This is a genomic window from Ruegeria sp. AP7, from assembly GCF_056539905.1.
Window position 1 is genome coordinate 281620 of the sequence record NZ_JBQFVT010000004.1, and the last position, 15367, is coordinate 296986.

General features: G+C 56.2%; 13 protein-coding genes. 9 read left to right on the top strand and 4 right to left on the bottom strand.

Annotated features, from left to right (window positions below; translation table 11 throughout):
• Nucleotides 1-2 precede the first annotated feature (2 nt).
• Nucleotides 3-1661: a choline dehydrogenase gene (gene betA, locus ACR0KN_RS10620; RefSeq protein WP_480653377.1), complete on the top strand. Its 1659-nt coding sequence runs from the start codon at nucleotides 3-5 to the stop codon at nucleotides 1659-1661.
• Between the two features lie 121 nt (nucleotides 1662-1782).
• Nucleotides 1783-2022, top strand: a complete 240-nt coding sequence (locus ACR0KN_RS10625) for an HP1242/YdcH family protein (RefSeq protein ID WP_010441930.1) — start codon at nucleotides 1783-1785, stop codon at nucleotides 2020-2022.
• 72 nt (nucleotides 2023-2094) lie between these two features.
• On the opposite strand, the gene ACR0KN_RS10630 is transcribed toward ACR0KN_RS10625, so the two are convergent.
• Both ACR0KN_RS10630 and ACR0KN_RS10635 read right to left on the bottom strand, forming a co-directional pair.
• Nucleotides 2095-3495 carry a helix-turn-helix transcriptional regulator gene (locus ACR0KN_RS10630; protein WP_170540926.1) on the bottom strand — a complete coding sequence of 467 codons (1401 nt, stop codon included), beginning with the start codon at nucleotides 3493-3495 and terminating at the stop codon, nucleotides 2095-2097.
• Nucleotides 3496-3559: 64 nt separating this feature from the next.
• Nucleotides 3560-4765, bottom strand: coding sequence for a multidrug effflux MFS transporter (locus tag ACR0KN_RS10635; protein ID WP_170472518.1), 1206 nt, complete (start codon nucleotides 4763-4765; stop codon nucleotides 3560-3562).
• Nucleotides 4766-4947: 182 nt separating this feature from the next.
• Between ACR0KN_RS10635 and ACR0KN_RS10640 the strand changes: the two genes are divergently transcribed.
• The 3 genes from ACR0KN_RS10640 (at nucleotide 4948) to ACR0KN_RS10650 (ending at nucleotide 7458) form a co-directional block, all read left to right on the top strand.
• Nucleotides 4948-6480, top strand: coding sequence for an acyl-CoA carboxylase subunit beta (locus ACR0KN_RS10640; protein ID WP_480653380.1), 1533 nt, complete (start codon nucleotides 4948-4950; stop codon nucleotides 6478-6480).
• 29 nt (nucleotides 6481-6509) lie between these two features.
• On the top strand, nucleotides 6510-6977 hold the full coding sequence (locus ACR0KN_RS10645) for a DUF6497 family protein (RefSeq protein ID WP_480653382.1): 468 nt from the start codon (nucleotides 6510-6512) through the stop codon (nucleotides 6975-6977).
• Between the two features lie 127 nt (nucleotides 6978-7104).
• Nucleotides 7105-7458 carry a hypothetical protein gene (locus tag ACR0KN_RS10650; protein WP_170472514.1) on the top strand — a complete coding sequence of 118 codons (354 nt, stop codon included), beginning with the start codon at nucleotides 7105-7107 and terminating at the stop codon, nucleotides 7456-7458.
• A gap of 86 nt (nucleotides 7459-7544) precedes the next feature.
• Here the strand turns inward: ACR0KN_RS10650 and ACR0KN_RS10655 are convergent, their stop codons facing one another.
• Entirely contained in the window at nucleotides 7545-8696 is a 1152-nt protein-coding gene (locus ACR0KN_RS10655) for a DcaP family trimeric outer membrane transporter (protein ID WP_480653384.1), read from the bottom strand.
• Nucleotides 8697-9346: 650 nt separating this feature from the next.
• Between ACR0KN_RS10655 and ACR0KN_RS10660 the strand changes: the two genes are divergently transcribed.
• Entirely contained in the window at nucleotides 9347-9550 is a 204-nt protein-coding gene (locus ACR0KN_RS10660) for a hypothetical protein (protein WP_170472510.1), read from the top strand.
• A 117-nt stretch (nucleotides 9551-9667) separates the two neighbouring features.
• The gene (locus ACR0KN_RS10665) at nucleotides 9668-11713 is read left to right on the top strand and encodes an ATP-binding protein (protein ID WP_480653386.1); all 2046 of its coding nucleotides are present in this window, start codon (nucleotides 9668-9670) and stop codon (nucleotides 11711-11713) included.
• A gap of 76 nt (nucleotides 11714-11789) precedes the next feature.
• Here the strand turns inward: ACR0KN_RS10665 and ACR0KN_RS10670 are convergent, their stop codons facing one another.
• Entirely contained in the window at nucleotides 11790-12236 is a 447-nt protein-coding gene (locus tag ACR0KN_RS10670; protein WP_480653388.1) for a DUF4174 domain-containing protein, read from the bottom strand.
• A gap of 170 nt (nucleotides 12237-12406) precedes the next feature.
• Between ACR0KN_RS10670 and ACR0KN_RS10675 the strand changes: the two genes are divergently transcribed.
• Both ACR0KN_RS10675 and scpA read left to right on the top strand, forming a co-directional pair.
• Entirely contained in the window at nucleotides 12407-13222 is an 816-nt protein-coding gene (locus ACR0KN_RS10675; protein WP_480653390.1) for a hypothetical protein, read from the top strand.
• Nucleotides 13219-15345 carry a methylmalonyl-CoA mutase gene (gene scpA / locus ACR0KN_RS10680; protein ID WP_480653392.1) on the top strand — a complete coding sequence of 709 codons (2127 nt, stop codon included), beginning with the start codon at nucleotides 13219-13221 and terminating at the stop codon, nucleotides 15343-15345. The genes ACR0KN_RS10675 and scpA overlap by 4 nt, the downstream gene beginning before the upstream one ends.
• The last annotated feature ends 22 nt before the right edge of the window (nucleotides 15346-15367 follow it).

The following is a 15367-nucleotide window of genomic DNA, read 5'->3' on the forward strand; positions in this document are numbered from 1 at the left end:
ATATGGAAGCAGATTTTGTCATCGTTGGCGCTGGGTCCGCCGGTTGTGCGATGGCGTATCGACTAAGTGAGGCCGGTGCCTCGGTTCTGGTGATCGAACATGGCGGCACCGATGCGGGCCCATTCATCCAGATGCCAGCCGCTCTCAGCTATCCGATGAACATGTCGCGCTATGACTGGGGCTATAAATCCGAGCCCGAGCCTCATTTGAACAATCGCCGCCTTGTTTGCCCGCGCGGCAAGGTGATTGGCGGGTCTTCGTCGATCAATGGAATGGTCTATGTGCGTGGCCACGCACGGGATTTCGACACCTGGGCGGATATGGGTGCGGATGGTTGGTCCTATGCGGATGTGCTGCCGTACTACAAACGCATGGAAACCTGGCATGATGGTGGTCATGGTGGCGATCACGCATGGCGCGGGACTGACGGGCCATTGCATGTGTCGCGCGGACCCCGCGAAAACCCGCTGTTCAAAGCCTTTGTCGATGCGGGGCAGCAGGCGGGATATGAGGTCACCGGAGATTACAACGGTGAAAAACAAGAAGGCTTTGGGCCGATGGAGCAGACCGTCTGGAAAGGACGGCGTTGGTCGGCGGCAAATGCGTATCTGAAGCCTGCTTTGAAACGCGAAAATTGTGACATTGTTCGGGGTCTCGCCGCCCGCGTGGTCATCAATGACGGCCGCGCCACCGGCGTCGAATTGATCCGTGGCGGCAAGAAAGAAATTATTACGGCAAGGCGTGAGGTCATATTGGCCGCGTCATCTATCAATTCTCCCAAGTTGCTGATGCTGTCGGGGATCGGTTCGGCGGCGCATTTGACCGAACATGGAATCGAAGTGGTCGCGGATCGACCTGGTGTCGGCGCCAATTTGCAGGACCATCTTGAGCTATACATCCAGCAAGCCTCGCTGCAGCCGATCACGCTCTACAAACATTGGAACCTGATCAGCAAAGGCTTGATCGGGGCGCAGTGGCTGTTCACAAAAACCGGCCTAGGCGCGTCGAACCAGTTCGAGAGTGCGGCGTTCATTCGCTCGAAACCTGGTGTCGAATATCCCGACATTCAGTACCATTTCCTCCCTATCGCGGTGCGTTATGACGGTCAGGCAGCGGCTGAGGGGCACGGTTTCCAAGCGCATGTGGGACCAATGCGTTCGCCGTCTCGGGGGGCTGTCACACTGCGCTCGGCACGGGTTGAGGATGCCCCAGTGATCCGTTTCAACTACATGAGCCATGATAAGGACTGGGAGGATTTTCGGTCCTGCATACGTCTGACGCGCGAAATCTTCGGGCAGGATGCTTTCAAGCCGTTTGCCGGCAAGGAGATTCAACCGGGCAAAGACGTACAGACGGATGAGCAGCTTGACGCGTTTATCGCGGAGCACGCGGAAAGCGCCTATCATCCCTGTGGAACCTGCCGAATGGGGCGCGCGGATGACAAGACTGCAGTTGTTGACCCGCATGGTCGTGTGATTGGGGTGGACGGGCTGCGCGTCGCGGATAGTTCGATTTTCCCTCAGATTACCAACGGAAACCTGAATGCGCCTTCGATTATGGTAGGGGAAAAAATGTCGGATCACCTGCTGGACAAGGAGCCATTGGCCAAAGCAAATGACGCGCCTTGGATCAGCCCGAGATGGGCCACGGCGCAACGTTGATCCGGTTCCACCAATTGAAGTATTACGCAAAGAATTCTCAAGGAATTTGATTGGCGTCAAAGCGGTGTGAGACAACCATGTTTATCTCTCCGTTGTAACGCAACATTGAGGAGTTTACAGGATGTCGCACACCCCGCATGAACTGGCTGAAGAGTTTCCCGATAAGATCGACACCATAAGCCAGCTCAAGCAAACGGACGCCCATTTTGCGAGGCTTGCGGATGAATATCATGAGGTCAATCGCGTAGTGCATCGAGCTGAAACCAATGTTGAGCCAATGGAAGAGTTGGCCGAGGTTGAGTTGCGCAAGAAACGAGCTGTGCTCAAGGATCAAATCTGGGCGATTCTGTCGAAAAGCTGACGAACAGGCGGGGGCTTTGCCCCCGTCGCGGCAAGCCGCGACTCCTCCTGAGTATTTCAGGCCAGATGAAGATCAGGTGACTTCGTATGGAAGGATACTGCGGATATCGGAGTTGATGGTCAGGCGGCGTTCGAGTGGCGGTACTGAACGCTGATGACAGGTCTGGCGTTCGCATATGCGACAGGAGATGCCGATCGGTTCGTAGGCACCGGCATTGTTAATATCGAGATTGTCGGCGTAAACCAATGCTTCAGCATGGCGTACTTCACACCCCAATGCGATGGCATAGCGACGAACAGGCGCGCCGAAGGAGCCGCCGGATTTCGATACATCGCGCGCCAGTGAGATATATCGTACACCGTCTGGTGTTTCTGCCAGCTGCTGCAGAAAGTGGCCCGGAGTTTCAAAGGCACGGTGAACGTTCCACAAGGGGCAGGCCCCGCCGAATCGTGCGAACTGAAGCCGAGTGGCCGAATGGCGTTTTGTGATCGTTCCTGCCTGATCGACCCGGACAAAGAAGAACGGAATGCCTTTGGCCCCCGGTCGCTGCAAAGTGGAAAGACGGTGCGCGACCTGTTCGATGGATGCCCCGAACCGATTGCTGAGCAATTCCAGATCGTGACGATAGTCCTGCGCAGCACTTAAGAACAGACCATATGGCATCAGGGACGCCCCGGCGAAGTAGTTTGCGAGGCCAATCTTGGCAATCGCACGGGCCTCTTCACTTTGGAAGCGCGCGAAGTCGAGCGTCGCCTCAAGCAGTTTGTCCTGACTGATCAGCGCGACCTGCAGCAAAAGCTGGAAGACTTGTGTCTGCGGAGCTGCGCGTGAAGAAAGGCGCAGTGTCTTATCATCCGCGTTGTAGCTACGTAGGGTCTCGGTATCGGTGAAGGTGACGTGGATTCCTCGTTCGGTCAGGCTGTTGATCGCTGCCTGACGAATGCCACCGAATTCATCAGCGCGACTGGCGAACCGTTCGGCTGCCCGGTCAACGGCGTCAATGTAATTGTCGCAATAGTGAAAGAAATCACGCACTTCTTCCCAAGGGCTGGCTTGAATGCGGGCGTCTTCCCGACCTAATGCTTCGTCCAAAGAAGCCAGACGTTCATGAGTTTGGCGATAGCTTCGATGCAATTCAATAAATGCGCGGGCCAGCGCAGGGGCATTCGATGCGGTCAGCCGCAGGTCAGCCAATGGGGGCATGGTGTCAGCAAAAACCGGATCGGCAAGCGCCTCGCGCATGTCCGAGACCAGGCGCTCACTATCGCCCGTGCTAAGCTCGGTCACGTCCATGCCGAACTCTTGCGCCAGCGCCAATACAACTGTCGTTGAAATCGGACGGTTGTTGTTCTCCATCTGGTTTAAATATGGCAGAGAAACGCCTAGTTTTGTTGCAAACTCCTTTTGGGTCAGAGATAACCGGGTCCGCATCTCACGCAGTTTTGCACCCGCATAGAGTTTTTGAGTAGCCATGTTGGTTCTTTGCAACTTAACTGATTGCTCAAGTTAACTTTGCAAACCTATTGGCGCAAGCCCTCTAAAGCCCCAATTGCTTCTCGCGCCAGATTACGCTGCTGATAGCGCAAATCGCCAGAATAGACGTCCCCAGCATCAGCCAGAGCAATGGCATTGCACCTGTCTCGCGTGTCAGCAATGCGCCCGCCCACGCGCTGAGGGCAGCGCCGCCGCCGAGCATGATCGCTCCGCTGAGGCCTGATGCGGTGGCTGCCAGATGAGGCCGGACAGACAATGACCCGGCTGTCGCATTGGGTATCGACATGCCGTTGCCAAGCCCAACAAAGGTCATCAGGCCAAAGAAACTGAGCGCGGTGCCAATGCCCGCTAAAAATAGGGAAGCGGAAATGGCTACGCCGATAGCGTTCAGCCAGCAACCCCAGAGGACCATTCGGTTGACGCCAAAGCGTACGGAATAACGACCACTGATAAAGTTTCCGAAGAAGTAGCCAAGTGCGGGCGCGCCAAAATATATGCCAACTTCTGCTGCTGTCATGCCGAACACTTCGGTTCCGATGAAAGGTGCTCCACCGAGATATGCGAAGAACGCCCCAGACGAAAACGCAGAAGAAAGCGAGTAGCCCCAGAATCGGGGGGAGGCCAAAAGCTCGGGATATTCGCGGAATTGTTGTACCAAGGTTTTGCCGCTGGCAGCGGCGGTTTCACCAAAATCGCGGTAGGTGAGCAACAGGGCCAGTGCGCCCAACGCAAAGGGCAGCCAGAAATTCGCTTTCCAGCCGAACGCCTCTTCAAGCAGACCGCCAACTGCAGGTCCGATCATGGGGACGACCGCCATGCCCATTGTGACATACCCAAGCATCGATGCGGCTTTGTCCTGAGTGTACATGTCCCGCACCGCTGCACGGCTAAGAACGATGCCAACGACAATCACGGCCTGACTCATACGGAATGCCAGAAAGACCTCGATCGTTGGTGCGTAGATGCAGCCCAGAGTCGCCAGCAGGAACAATGCGAGGCCCCATAGAAGAACAGGCCGGCGCCCCGCCTTGTCGGCGATGGGGCCGATTATGATCTGTAAGACCGCGTTGACCAAAAGATACAATGCGATCGATAGCTGCATCAGCTTGTAGTCTGCCTCAAAGTAGACGGCCATGAAGGGGAGACTGGGTAGGAACAAGTTCATGCTTAGCGCTGACAGGCCCGACAACAATATTAGCGTTGTAAGGGTCGGGGGTGTCCGGCTGATGGATGTTGAACTGAACTGCATGGTTCACACTTAGAACTTAGTTTGGGGGAATGCCAAGAGCGGGTTTGTGATGTCACATAACTTTACAAATTTGCAATTACCACCTGCTTGATTTTCTTATGTTTGCAAATTTGCCGAAAACTTCTTTGGTCTCGGTATTCGTATCGTTATGGTCCCGCAAAATCTCATGGGAGACTACCGTCATGAAAGACATCCTTTCCGAACTCGAGGGCCGCCGCAACGATGCACGCTTAGGGGGTGGACAACGGCGCATTGACGCACAGCATGCTCGAGGCAAGTTGACAGCGCGCGAGCGGATCGAGCTGCTGGTGGATGAAGGCAGCTTCGAAGAGTTTGACATGTTTGTCAGCCATCGTTGCACCGATTTCGGAATGGAAAAGCAAAAGCCAGCCGGTGATGGCGTGGTCACTGGTTGGGGCACGATCAACGGCCGGATGGTCTATGTCTTCAGTCAGGACTTTACCGTGTTTGGTGGCTCGCTGTCCGAAACCCATGCGCAGAAGATTTGCAAGATCATGGATATGGCGGTTCAAAACGGAGCGCCGGTGATCGGGATCAATGACTCGGGTGGCGCGCGCATTCAGGAAGGCGTTGCCTCGCTGGCGGGGTATGCCGAAGTTTTCCAACGCAACATTATGGCCTCGGGCGTGGTGCCTCAGATCAGTGTGATCATGGGGCCATGCGCTGGTGGTGCGGTCTATAGCCCTGCGATGACCGACTTTATATTCATGGTCAAAGACACCTCATACATGTTTGTGACTGGTCCGGATGTCGTAAAGACTGTCACGAATGAGGTCGTTACTGCCGAGGAACTGGGTGGGGCTTCGACTCACACCAAAAAATCCTCGGTTGCGGACGGGGCGTTCGAAAACGATGTTGAGGCGCTGGCCGAGGTCCGCAGGTTGGTCGATTTCTTGCCGCTCAACAATCGCGAAAAGCCTCCGGTTCGTCCCTTCTTTGATGAGCCGGGTCGGATCGAGACGTCGCTGGACACTCTGATCCCAGATAATCCTAACACGCCCTACGACATGAAGGAGCTCATCACCAAAGTCGCGGACGAGGGCGATTTCTACGAGATTCAGGAAGATTACGCCAAGAACATCATCACCGGTTTTATCCGTCTTGAAGGACAAACCGTAGGCGTTGTGGCAAACCAACCGATGGTTCTTGCCGGGTGTCTTGATATCGACAGCTCGCGCAAAGCTGCGCGTTTTGTACGGTTTTGCGATTGCTTTGAAATTCCGATCTTTACGCTCGTCGACGTGCCGGGTTTTCTTCCGGGGACGTCACAGGAATATGGCGGCGTGATCAAGCATGGCGCGAAACTGCTGTTTGCTTATGGAGAGGCAACAGTGCCAAAGGTCACCGTGATCACGCGCAAAGCCTATGGCGGTGCTTATGACGTGATGGCATCGAAGCATCTGCGCGGGGATTTCAACTATGCATGGCCCACGGCCGAGATCGCAGTGATGGGTGCAAAGGGCGCCACCGAGATCATCCATCGTGCTGATCTTGGAGATGCGGATAAGATCGCGAAACACACGCAGGATTACGAAGACCGGTTTGCCAATCCCTTTGTCGCTGCCGAGCGTGGCTTTATCGATGAAGTGATCATGCCACACTCAACCCGTCGCCGCGTATCGCGTGCCTTTGCCAGTCTGCGCGGAAAGCAGCTGAAGAACCCATGGAAAAAGCACGATAATATCCCGCTCTAGGGGTTAGATGGAACAAACCAATTTGCTTCATGATCGACTTGATTGGACATAAAAGCGCGTTTGCCGCGCAAGCAACTTCGGAGGGGTTGGCTCGCGCTGGACGCTTCCTGGGGAGCGCGCTGGTATTGGCGATGTCAATGACTAGTTCGGTTCAGGCGAGTAATCTATTACCCGTGCCATCGGGTCAGCCAGTAGAGCTCAGCAATGTTCTGCTTGATACCAATCCCGGGGAACTCTGGGTTCGTTTCAGGTTCATTGCTCCCAATATCGGGGCGACCGTGGGCCGCATCACGTACGATGTCGCCGTGATCGACATGGAGCATCTGTGTCAGACGCTGGCGGTCCCTTACGTGGCGAAGCACGATCTGGATCCTGCGCGTGTCGTGATTTCTTTCTCAGATCGACCGCTGGAGTTCGGCACGTCCGAGCCTGACGCGACTCAGTTTTTTGAGGCCTATCGGCTGGAACAATCCCAATGTATCTGGGAAGGACTTTGACCATGAGAGTACGCGATCTCGGTCACAGGGTGCCCATATACAAATCGGAGGTTCATATCGTGTTTTCATCCCGGCAGGGTCGTCTGCACCCATGTAATTTCAATGCCTTAACCGGCGAGGTGTCGAAATGTTGAAACACCGTGGCTTCCCCGGCCGCTTGGCCGGAACTGACTTTCAGTTCACGATCCGGCGCGCCAATCCCAAGGGAGTGACTCCCTTGACCAGGCGCGAACGTTTTCGGGATCGCAAGCCTGCAGATAGGCGTGCAGATGCCGCATTCATGGAAGCGTTATGGGCGCAGTTTGGTGATCAGCCGTTCGAGCGTGGTAACCTGGATGCAGGCCGACTGAGTTGGCTGTTCGAGCGGGAAGTGATCGCCGCCGAAGATCCGTTTGATCCCGCCAGCTATGACGCGCTGTTGGTGATCGACCCGGACGTTGCTCGTCAATCGTTTCCAGAAATCTTCGACGGGGTGCGCTGAATTTGTCCACCGCAGCTGCATATCAAGTTCGACCAACCCAAATTGGTGGAGCCCTGCCCGAGAACAGGCAGGGCACTTGGGGCAAGTCAGAAGTTCAGCTGTGCGGCCAACTGAATACGGTTGCCATCGAAAGTGTCGCCCGAAATCGTATCGTTCCGCTCGCCATAGATGTATTCGGCGCTCAATGTCAGATTGTCAGTTGCTTTGTAGAACGCATTGACATGGATGGTCTCAAGCTCGGTGAAGGACAAACTTCCTGTCGAGGTGGGCAAGTCGTAATCTTCCTTACCGTAGGAGATGCCCACGTTCCATTTGGGGGTCAAATCTTGACGAAACTCGATGGTATACCCGTCGACATCGTTCGCCTGACCGCCAACAATCGCGTCACCCAAACCGATCAGGTAGGGGCCGATCGCTTCACCATTGACGTAGTTGACTTGGAACAGGCCACCTTGCCAGGGACGGATCGACCCAGAAAGGGTAAAGCCGGTTTGATCCACTTCGACATCGCCGGATTGGGCTTTGCCGTACAAAACCGAGGCGCGCGCCAGGTATTTGCCGTCGTTATACTCGACCGCACCAGTCAGCACCGGATCATCCGAGTTCGAACCTCCGACGTTTTCCTCTACAGAAACAGCAATGGTGGTATTCGATCCGAAGCCGTTAGTGTATCGAACTTGAGGAACACGGGCAAAAGGGATGCCGACCGGTCCATTGAACTCAACTGTTGTGGGGTAGGTGTCCAGAGGCTGGAAATTGGTCCAGTACTGACCGATGAGCCATTGTTCCCCAATCCGGATATTCGCGTGGCGAATGCGGAATTCTGCTGTACCGCCCGAGCCGAAAGCATCCACTTCGATCTGACCCTGGATGTCGCCAATGCCGCTTGGTGTGTTGGTACGCAGTCCGATTCGCGATTGCCGAACGGTGGCGCCAAATGTGCCATCGGTTTCGGCCGAGGGCTCACCTATGACATTCACAAACGCTGTGTCGCCCTGATCATATTCGAAGTCGTAAAAGAAATCGGCTTTGACATAGCCATAGACGTCCAGCGTGGTGTTTCCGATCCTCAGATCACCGGTTCCGGCTCCGGGCTTGGACGATTCCAAAGCCTCGACTCTTGCGCGAAGCGCATCGAGTTCAGCCTGAGTTTGTGCATCTTGAGCCAAGGTCTGCATTCCGGTCACGGAAAGCGTGCTGGCAGCAAGCAGGCTAGCAGTTTTGCCCTTTATTATCATGGGGATATTTCCTTGTATGCGAGTGTGCACCGGCACCGTTTCACGCATAAGAGCCCGAGGAAAATCACCAATCTGCGAGGAATTCTGCGCAGTTTTTCAAGTAACCGTGTCAAGAATGGCTCGTGCTTTCACAGCTCGTTGAAAGCTCAAGATAAGCGCCTGGCCCCTGTAGATTTTTTTAGTGGACTTCCGGAAGCAACGCGTGAGGTAAACCGCCGTGTTGGCCATCATCCGGCCGCATGTCGTAACATGAACGTGACGAGCATGAGCCGGGAAATCGGGGGGGCAGGGCGAAATAGTGTCGGCGCAAAGTTGCGCGGGCGCGCTGCCGGTGGGCAAGTTTTAGCCGGAATCTCAAACGGAAACGAAGATGGGTTTGCGCTGCAAATTGTGCTGTGCACAGTGATGGGGCCGTGCGGCTCTACTTTGCCTGCGTCGCACAAGCACCTACTATTCCGTACCCCTTCCTTCCGCGGGCAGGCTTGTGTTCCCCACAGAGCTCTGTCCGCGGTTTTCTTTTTGGCGAACACAGTCCAAAAACGGCAAGAAACTGCGCAATTCTGTGGTTTGCAACCTCTGTTATTGCATAACAATACCGGAATTCGGCATCTGCCCTCAAAGACTTTGAGAAACCTAAAAGGGCAGAAAACATGCAAAAATCACGATTCTTCCTTGCGTTGGCGACATGCGCCGGCCTTGCGGCCTGCGGTGACACGACAGGCGAGCAGGCGATCCTTGGTGGCGGCGCAGGCGCGGTTGGGGCTGCGGTCCTCAATGCCGACCCGCTGTTTGGCGCAGCGGTCGGTGCTGCGGGGAACGTGCTGTACTGCAAAACCCAAAACACCTGTAACTAACGCTGAATTTATCGGGGCAGCCAACGCCCCGTCCGTCATCACGCATCACGCCGTCGTGGGGTCAACACCCTGCGGCGGCGTTTTGCGTTTCCAGAACTTCAATCCAAAGGACGTTCCATGTTCAACAAGATCCTGATCGCAAACCGGGGCGAGATTGCCTGCCGGGTCATCAAGACTGCCCGCAAAATGGGCATTGGTACGGTCGCCATCTATTCTGATGCTGACAGGAACGCCCTGCACGTGTCGATGGCGGATGAGGCCGTGCATATTGGTCCACCACCGGCCAATCAGTCATACATTGTCATCGACAAGGTAATGGACGCAATCCGTCAAAGTGGTGCGCAGGCTGTCCACCCCGGCTATGGCTTTCTGTCCGAGAATTCCAAGTTTGCTGAAGCGCTGGATGCCGAAGGCGTCGCCTTTGTCGGCCCACCGGTTGGTGCGATCGAAAGCATGGGTGATAAGATCACCTCGAAGAAGATCGCACAGGAGGCCGGGGTTTCAACCGTCCCCGGCTACATGGGGCTGATCGAAGACGCTGATGAGGCGGTGAAGATATCGAACGATATCGGGTATCCGGTGATGATCAAGGCCAGCGCTGGCGGCGGTGGTAAGGGCATGCGGATCGCGTGGAATGATGAAGAAGCGCGGGAAGGCTTCCAATCTTCCAAGAACGAGGCTGCAAATTCCTTTGGAGACGACCGGATTTTCATTGAGAAATTCGTGACCCAACCGCGCCACATCGAAATTCAGGTCCTGTGCGACAGTCATGGCAACGGCATCTATTTGGGCGAGCGTGAATGCTCGATCCAACGCCGGAACCAGAAGGTTGTAGAAGAGGCGCCTTCCCCCTTCCTTGATCCTGAAACCCGAAAAGCGATGGGAGAACAGGCGGTCGCGCTGGCCAAGGCCGTGGACTATGCCAGTGCTGGAACGGTTGAATTCATCGTGGATGGGGAAAAGAACTTTTACTTCCTTGAAATGAACACCCGCCTTCAGGTGGAACACCCGGTGACCGAGCTGATTACCGGTGTTGATCTGGTGGAACAGATGATCCGTGTGGCTGCTGGTGAAAAGCTGACCATCACTCAGGATGACGTGACCTTGACGGGTTGGGCCATCGAGAACCGTCTTTATGCCGAGGACCCGTATCGCGGCTTCTTGCCCTCGATTGGCCGCCTGACCCGTTATCGCCCACCGCAGGAAGTCGCCGCTGGCCCGTTGCTGGTGAATGACAAATGGCAAGGCGATGCGCCCAAAGGGGGTAGCGCTGTACGTAACGATACCGGCGTCTATGAAGGCGGCGAAATTAGTATGTATTATGATCCGATGATCGCCAAACTGTGCACTTGGGCCCCGACCCGCGAGCAGGCGATCGAAGCCATGCGTGTGGCGCTCGACAGTTTTGAGGTTGAAGGCATCGGTCACAATCTACCGTTCCTGTCAGCGGTTATGGACCACCCGAAATTCGTTAGCGGTGATATGACGACCGCCTTCATCGCCGAGGAGTATCCTGACGGATTTGAGGGTGTTGAATTGCCTGAAACTGATCTGCGCCGAGTCGCTGCCTCGTGCGCGGCGATGCACCGGGTGGCCGAGATTCGTCGTACACGGGTGTCGGGGCGGATGGACAATCATGAACGCAAGGTTGGAACCGATTGGGTCGTCTCGCTGCAAGGGCAAGAGTTCGAGGTTGCGATAGAGGCCGATCAGGATGGCTCCACCGTGTCCTTTGCAGATGGCACGAAGCACCGCGTCGCCTCCGATTGGACACCGGGCGATCAGCTTGCAGTGCTCGATGTCGATGGCAGTCCACTGGTTCTGAAGGTCGGCAAAGTGTCGGGCGGTTTCCGCATCCGCAACCGCGGCGCGGATCTCAAGGTGCATGTTCGCACCCCACGTCAGGCCGAATTGGCCCGGATGATGCCCGAGAAGCTGCCGCCTGATACATCCAAGATGCTGCTCTGCCCGATGCCCGGCCTGATCGTGAAGATCGATGTCGAAGTGGGGCAGGAGGTACAGGAGGGTCAGGCGCTTTGCACCGTCGAGGCGATGAAGATGGAGAACATCCTGCGCGCTGAGAAGAAAGGCGTTGTCTCCAAAATCAATGCTGGTCCCGGCGACAGTCTCGCCGTTGACGATGTGATTATCGAGTTCGAATGATCATGCGCGCGCCTGTTTCATACCTTTCAAGGTTCTCGGCGGCTTCCGTCGGGACTTTAAGGCAAGTTGCAGGTGTTCAGCCGCCTTCGCGTCGTTCGCGAATTTCGCGTTCACGCAAGGGCGTCTTGTCAATCGAGCGGCCTATCTCGCGCACGCTCCATGGGCTGGGTTTGCGCAGTTTCACGACGCCATCCTTGTCGACAAATACCATCTGGAAACCGCGCGGTCGCAGTTTTGACCGTATCGGAGATCGTGCCGACGGATCGGTATCGGTCAATACGATTACGTCGCGATCACGCATCGCCGCTTCGCCCTCCAACAGCATGTCAACCTGTTGCTGGAACCTTGGGTCTGCAGGGGTATCGGCAAATACAACGATCGGGCGATGGGTCCAGAGAAAATCGCTCAGATCGCTGTCATATACGGGACGCACAAAGCTGTCATCCGCAGGGGCATTCGCGTCCGCAGCCAAGGCGGCCAGCGGGAATAGTGCCGAGAAAACAAGGGCAAGCGTGCGTGTCATATGGCCTCCTGTTCTGTTGAATATAGCCTCTGCGCGGACGAATGCGACTGGCGAAATGTCTACGGACATCAAAAAATTGTACCTCAGGCTCGATCCCGTCTCATCCGCACCTATCCAAGTGCCGAGAATACAGGTTGTTCCTGAAGACTTTCGGTGGGGAGGGTAGGGCGATGGAGATCATCCTGCATTGCGGCGCACACAGGTGCGCAACCACCAGCTTTCAAAACTATCTAAGCAGGAATGAGAACACGCTGGCTGAGCAAGGGTTGGTCTATTGGGGGCCTGAACGCACACGTGCCAACGGTTTGAATAGCCTGAATAAATTGACGCCAGATGTTTGTGACGCGCTACGCCGTGATCTGGATGCGTGTCGGCGTGCGGGTGCCAAGCAGCTATTGGTAAGTCAAGAGAACTTCGTAGGTTCTATGGAGCGTAGTATTGCATTAGCCTCGCTTTATCCCAGCATGCACGAGCGTGGTCTGCTGCTCGCGAAGGCCTTTTATGACGGGGTTGGCAAATTGGCTCTGAATATCCGGGCGTTGGATATGTATTGGTCTTCCGTTTCAGCCTATAAATTCAAACGCGGAAGTGAGCCGATCGAGCCCGCCAAATGGAAACGTATCACACAGAGCAAGCGCAGCTGGCGCAATGTGATTACTGAGATGAGCCGCGCGTTGCCGGGCGTTCCGTTGCTAGTCTTGCCCTTCGAAGATTTTGCGGGCCATCAGCGGGAACAACTTGAGGCTTTGACCGGGCGCGAGGCACCCGAGGACAACGACGGCTTTTCGCTGAATGCCGCGCCCAATCCTGCCCCTCACGGCCTAAACGCAGATCAGGCAATGAAGCTGTGGTCCGATTATGCGGATGATCTGGAATGGCTTGCCTCCGGCGCAAACGGCTTGGCCGAGCTTGTCTGCCGGACAGAAAGAGATGCGCGCGGGGTCATCCCCGCGGAACCCCGATTGGAACAGAGGAAATCGACATGACCGACACCAACGACTGGCAGGTGCTGGCCGAAAAAGAACTGCGCGGGCGTCCGTTGGACGATCTGACCAAGGAAACGCTCGAAGGCATCGATGTCAAACCGCTCTATACGCAGGACGACACCGCAGACCTGCCGCATATGGGGTCACTGCCTGGCTTCGGCCCGTTTACCCGTGGGGTGAAGGCGACGATGTATGCGGGTCGTCCTTGGACCATCCGTCAGTATGCGGGGTTCTCGACCGCCGAGGAATCGAACGCCTTCTATCGCCGCAATCTGGCCGCCGGTCAGCAGGGTGTATCTGTGGCCTTCGATCTGGCGACGCACCGGGGCTATGACAGCGACCATCCGCGCGTGGTCGGTGATGTGGGCAAGGCCGGTGTGGCCATCGACAGCGTCGAGGACATGAAGATCCTGTTCGACGGCATCCCGCTGGACAAGGTTTCGGTCTCAATGACGATGAACGGGGCGGTGATCCCGGTTCTGGCCAGTTTCATAGTTGCGGGAGAAGAGCAGGGGCATGACAAGGCCGTGCTGTCGGGCACCATCCAGAACGATATTCTGAAAGAGTTCATGGTGCGCAACACTTATATCTACCCGCCCGAGCCATCGATGAAGATCATCTCGGACATTATCGAGTTCACCTCGAACGAGATGCCGAAGTTCAACTCGATCTCGATTTCGGGCTATCACATGCAAGAGGCCGGGGCGAACCTGGTGCAAGAGCTGGCCTATACGCTGGCCGATGGCCGCGAATATGTGCGTGCCGCGACTCAGTCGGGCATGGATGTGGACCAGTTTGCGGGCCGTCTGTCGTTCTTCTTTGCTATCGGCATGAACTTCTTCATGGAGATTGCGAAGCTTCGCGCAGCACGCACGCTCTGGCATCGGGTAATGACCGAGTTCGGAGCGAAATCCGAACGGTCGAAGATGCTGCGCACCCACTGCCAGACTTCGGGCGTGTCACTGCAGGAGCAGGATCCCTATAACAACGTGATCCGCACCGCCTATGAGGCGATGAGCGCGGTACTGGGCGGCACCCAGTCGCTGCATACCAACGCGCTGGACGAAGCGATTGCGTTGCCCACCGATTTTTCTGCCCGCATCGCACGGAACACGCAATTGGTGCTGCAGGAAGAGACTGGCGTGACAGATGTGGTCGATCCGCTTGCGGGCTCTTACTACGTCGAAAGCCTCACCAATGAATTGGTCGAAAAAGCCTGGGCTTTGATGGAAGAAGTCGAGGAGATGGGCGGCATGACCAAGGCGGTTGCTTCTGGCATGCCCAAGCTGCGGATCGAAGAAAGCGCGGCCCGTCGTCAGGCCATGATCGACCGGGGCGAAGAGGTCATCGTTGGCGTCAACAAATACCGCAAGGAACAGGAAGACCCGATCGACATTTTGGACGTCGACAATGTCGCCGTGCGCGAGGCGCAGGTGGCGCGGTTGGAACGCATTCGCGCCACACGTGACGAAGCAGCATGTCAGCAGGCGTTGGACGCGCTGACCACCACTGCCCGTGAGGGTGGTAACCTGCTGGCCGCCGCCGTCGAGGCCGCCCGCGCCCGTGCATCCGTAGGAGAGATCAGCATGGCAATGGAAAAGGAATTCGGTCGCCACCGCGCCGAAGTGAAAACCCTGGCCGGTGTTTATGGCGCGGCTTATGAAGGTGACGAAGGCTTTGCCGCGATCCAGAAATCGATAGAAGAATTCGCCGAGGCCGAGGGCCGTCGCCCGCGTCTGCTGGTGGTCAAGATGGGGCAGGACGGCCACGACCGAGGGGCGAAGGTGATTGCCACCGCCTTTGCTGATATCGGGTTTGACGTGGACGTCGGCCCTCTGTTTCAGACTCCCGCAGAAGCCGCGCAGGACGCGGTAGACAATGATGTGCATGTGATCGGGATCTCTTCGCAGGCTGCTGGGCATAAGACGTTGGCACCCCAGTTGGTTGAAGAGCTGAAAAAGGCCGGGGCCGAAGACATCATCGTCATCTGTGGTGGCGTCATCCCGCAACAGGATTACCAGTTCCTCTACGATCACGGTGTAAAGGCGATCTTTGGTCCGGGAACGAACATCCCTGACGCGGCACAAGATATCTTGCGTTTGATCGGTGAAGCCAAAGCCTGAGTTGGGTCAAGATTTTTCGTAC

What these genes read in the sequence shown, in the direction of transcription:
- betA (WP_480653377.1), top strand. Translation starts at nt 3, where the DNA reads ATGGAAGCAGATTTTGTCATCGTTGGCGCTGGGTCCGCCGGTTGTGCG.
- ACR0KN_RS10625 (WP_010441930.1), top strand. Translation starts at nt 1,783, where the DNA reads ATGTCGCACACCCCGCATGAACTGGCTGAAGAGTTTCCCGATAAGATC.
- ACR0KN_RS10630 (WP_170540926.1), bottom strand. Translation starts at nt 3,495, where the DNA reads ATGGCTACTCAAAAACTCTATGCGGGTGCAAAACTGCGTGAGATGCGG.
- ACR0KN_RS10635 (WP_170472518.1), bottom strand. Translation starts at nt 4,765, where the DNA reads ATGCAGTTCAGTTCAACATCCATCAGCCGGACACCCCCGACCCTTACA.
- ACR0KN_RS10640 (WP_480653380.1), top strand. Translation starts at nt 4,948, where the DNA reads ATGAAAGACATCCTTTCCGAACTCGAGGGCCGCCGCAACGATGCACGC.
- ACR0KN_RS10645 (WP_480653382.1), top strand. Translation starts at nt 6,510, where the DNA reads ATGATCGACTTGATTGGACATAAAAGCGCGTTTGCCGCGCAAGCAACT.
- ACR0KN_RS10650 (WP_170472514.1), top strand. Translation starts at nt 7,105, where the DNA reads ATGTTGAAACACCGTGGCTTCCCCGGCCGCTTGGCCGGAACTGACTTT.
- ACR0KN_RS10655 (WP_480653384.1), bottom strand. Translation starts at nt 8,696, where the DNA reads ATGATAATAAAGGGCAAAACTGCTAGCCTGCTTGCTGCCAGCACGCTT.
- ACR0KN_RS10660 (WP_170472510.1), top strand. Translation starts at nt 9,347, where the DNA reads ATGCAAAAATCACGATTCTTCCTTGCGTTGGCGACATGCGCCGGCCTT.
- ACR0KN_RS10665 (WP_480653386.1), top strand. Translation starts at nt 9,668, where the DNA reads ATGTTCAACAAGATCCTGATCGCAAACCGGGGCGAGATTGCCTGCCGG.
- ACR0KN_RS10670 (WP_480653388.1), bottom strand. Translation starts at nt 12,236, where the DNA reads ATGACACGCACGCTTGCCCTTGTTTTCTCGGCACTATTCCCGCTGGCC.
- ACR0KN_RS10675 (WP_480653390.1), top strand. Translation starts at nt 12,407, where the DNA reads ATGGAGATCATCCTGCATTGCGGCGCACACAGGTGCGCAACCACCAGC.
- scpA (WP_480653392.1), top strand. Translation starts at nt 13,219, where the DNA reads ATGACCGACACCAACGACTGGCAGGTGCTGGCCGAAAAAGAACTGCGC.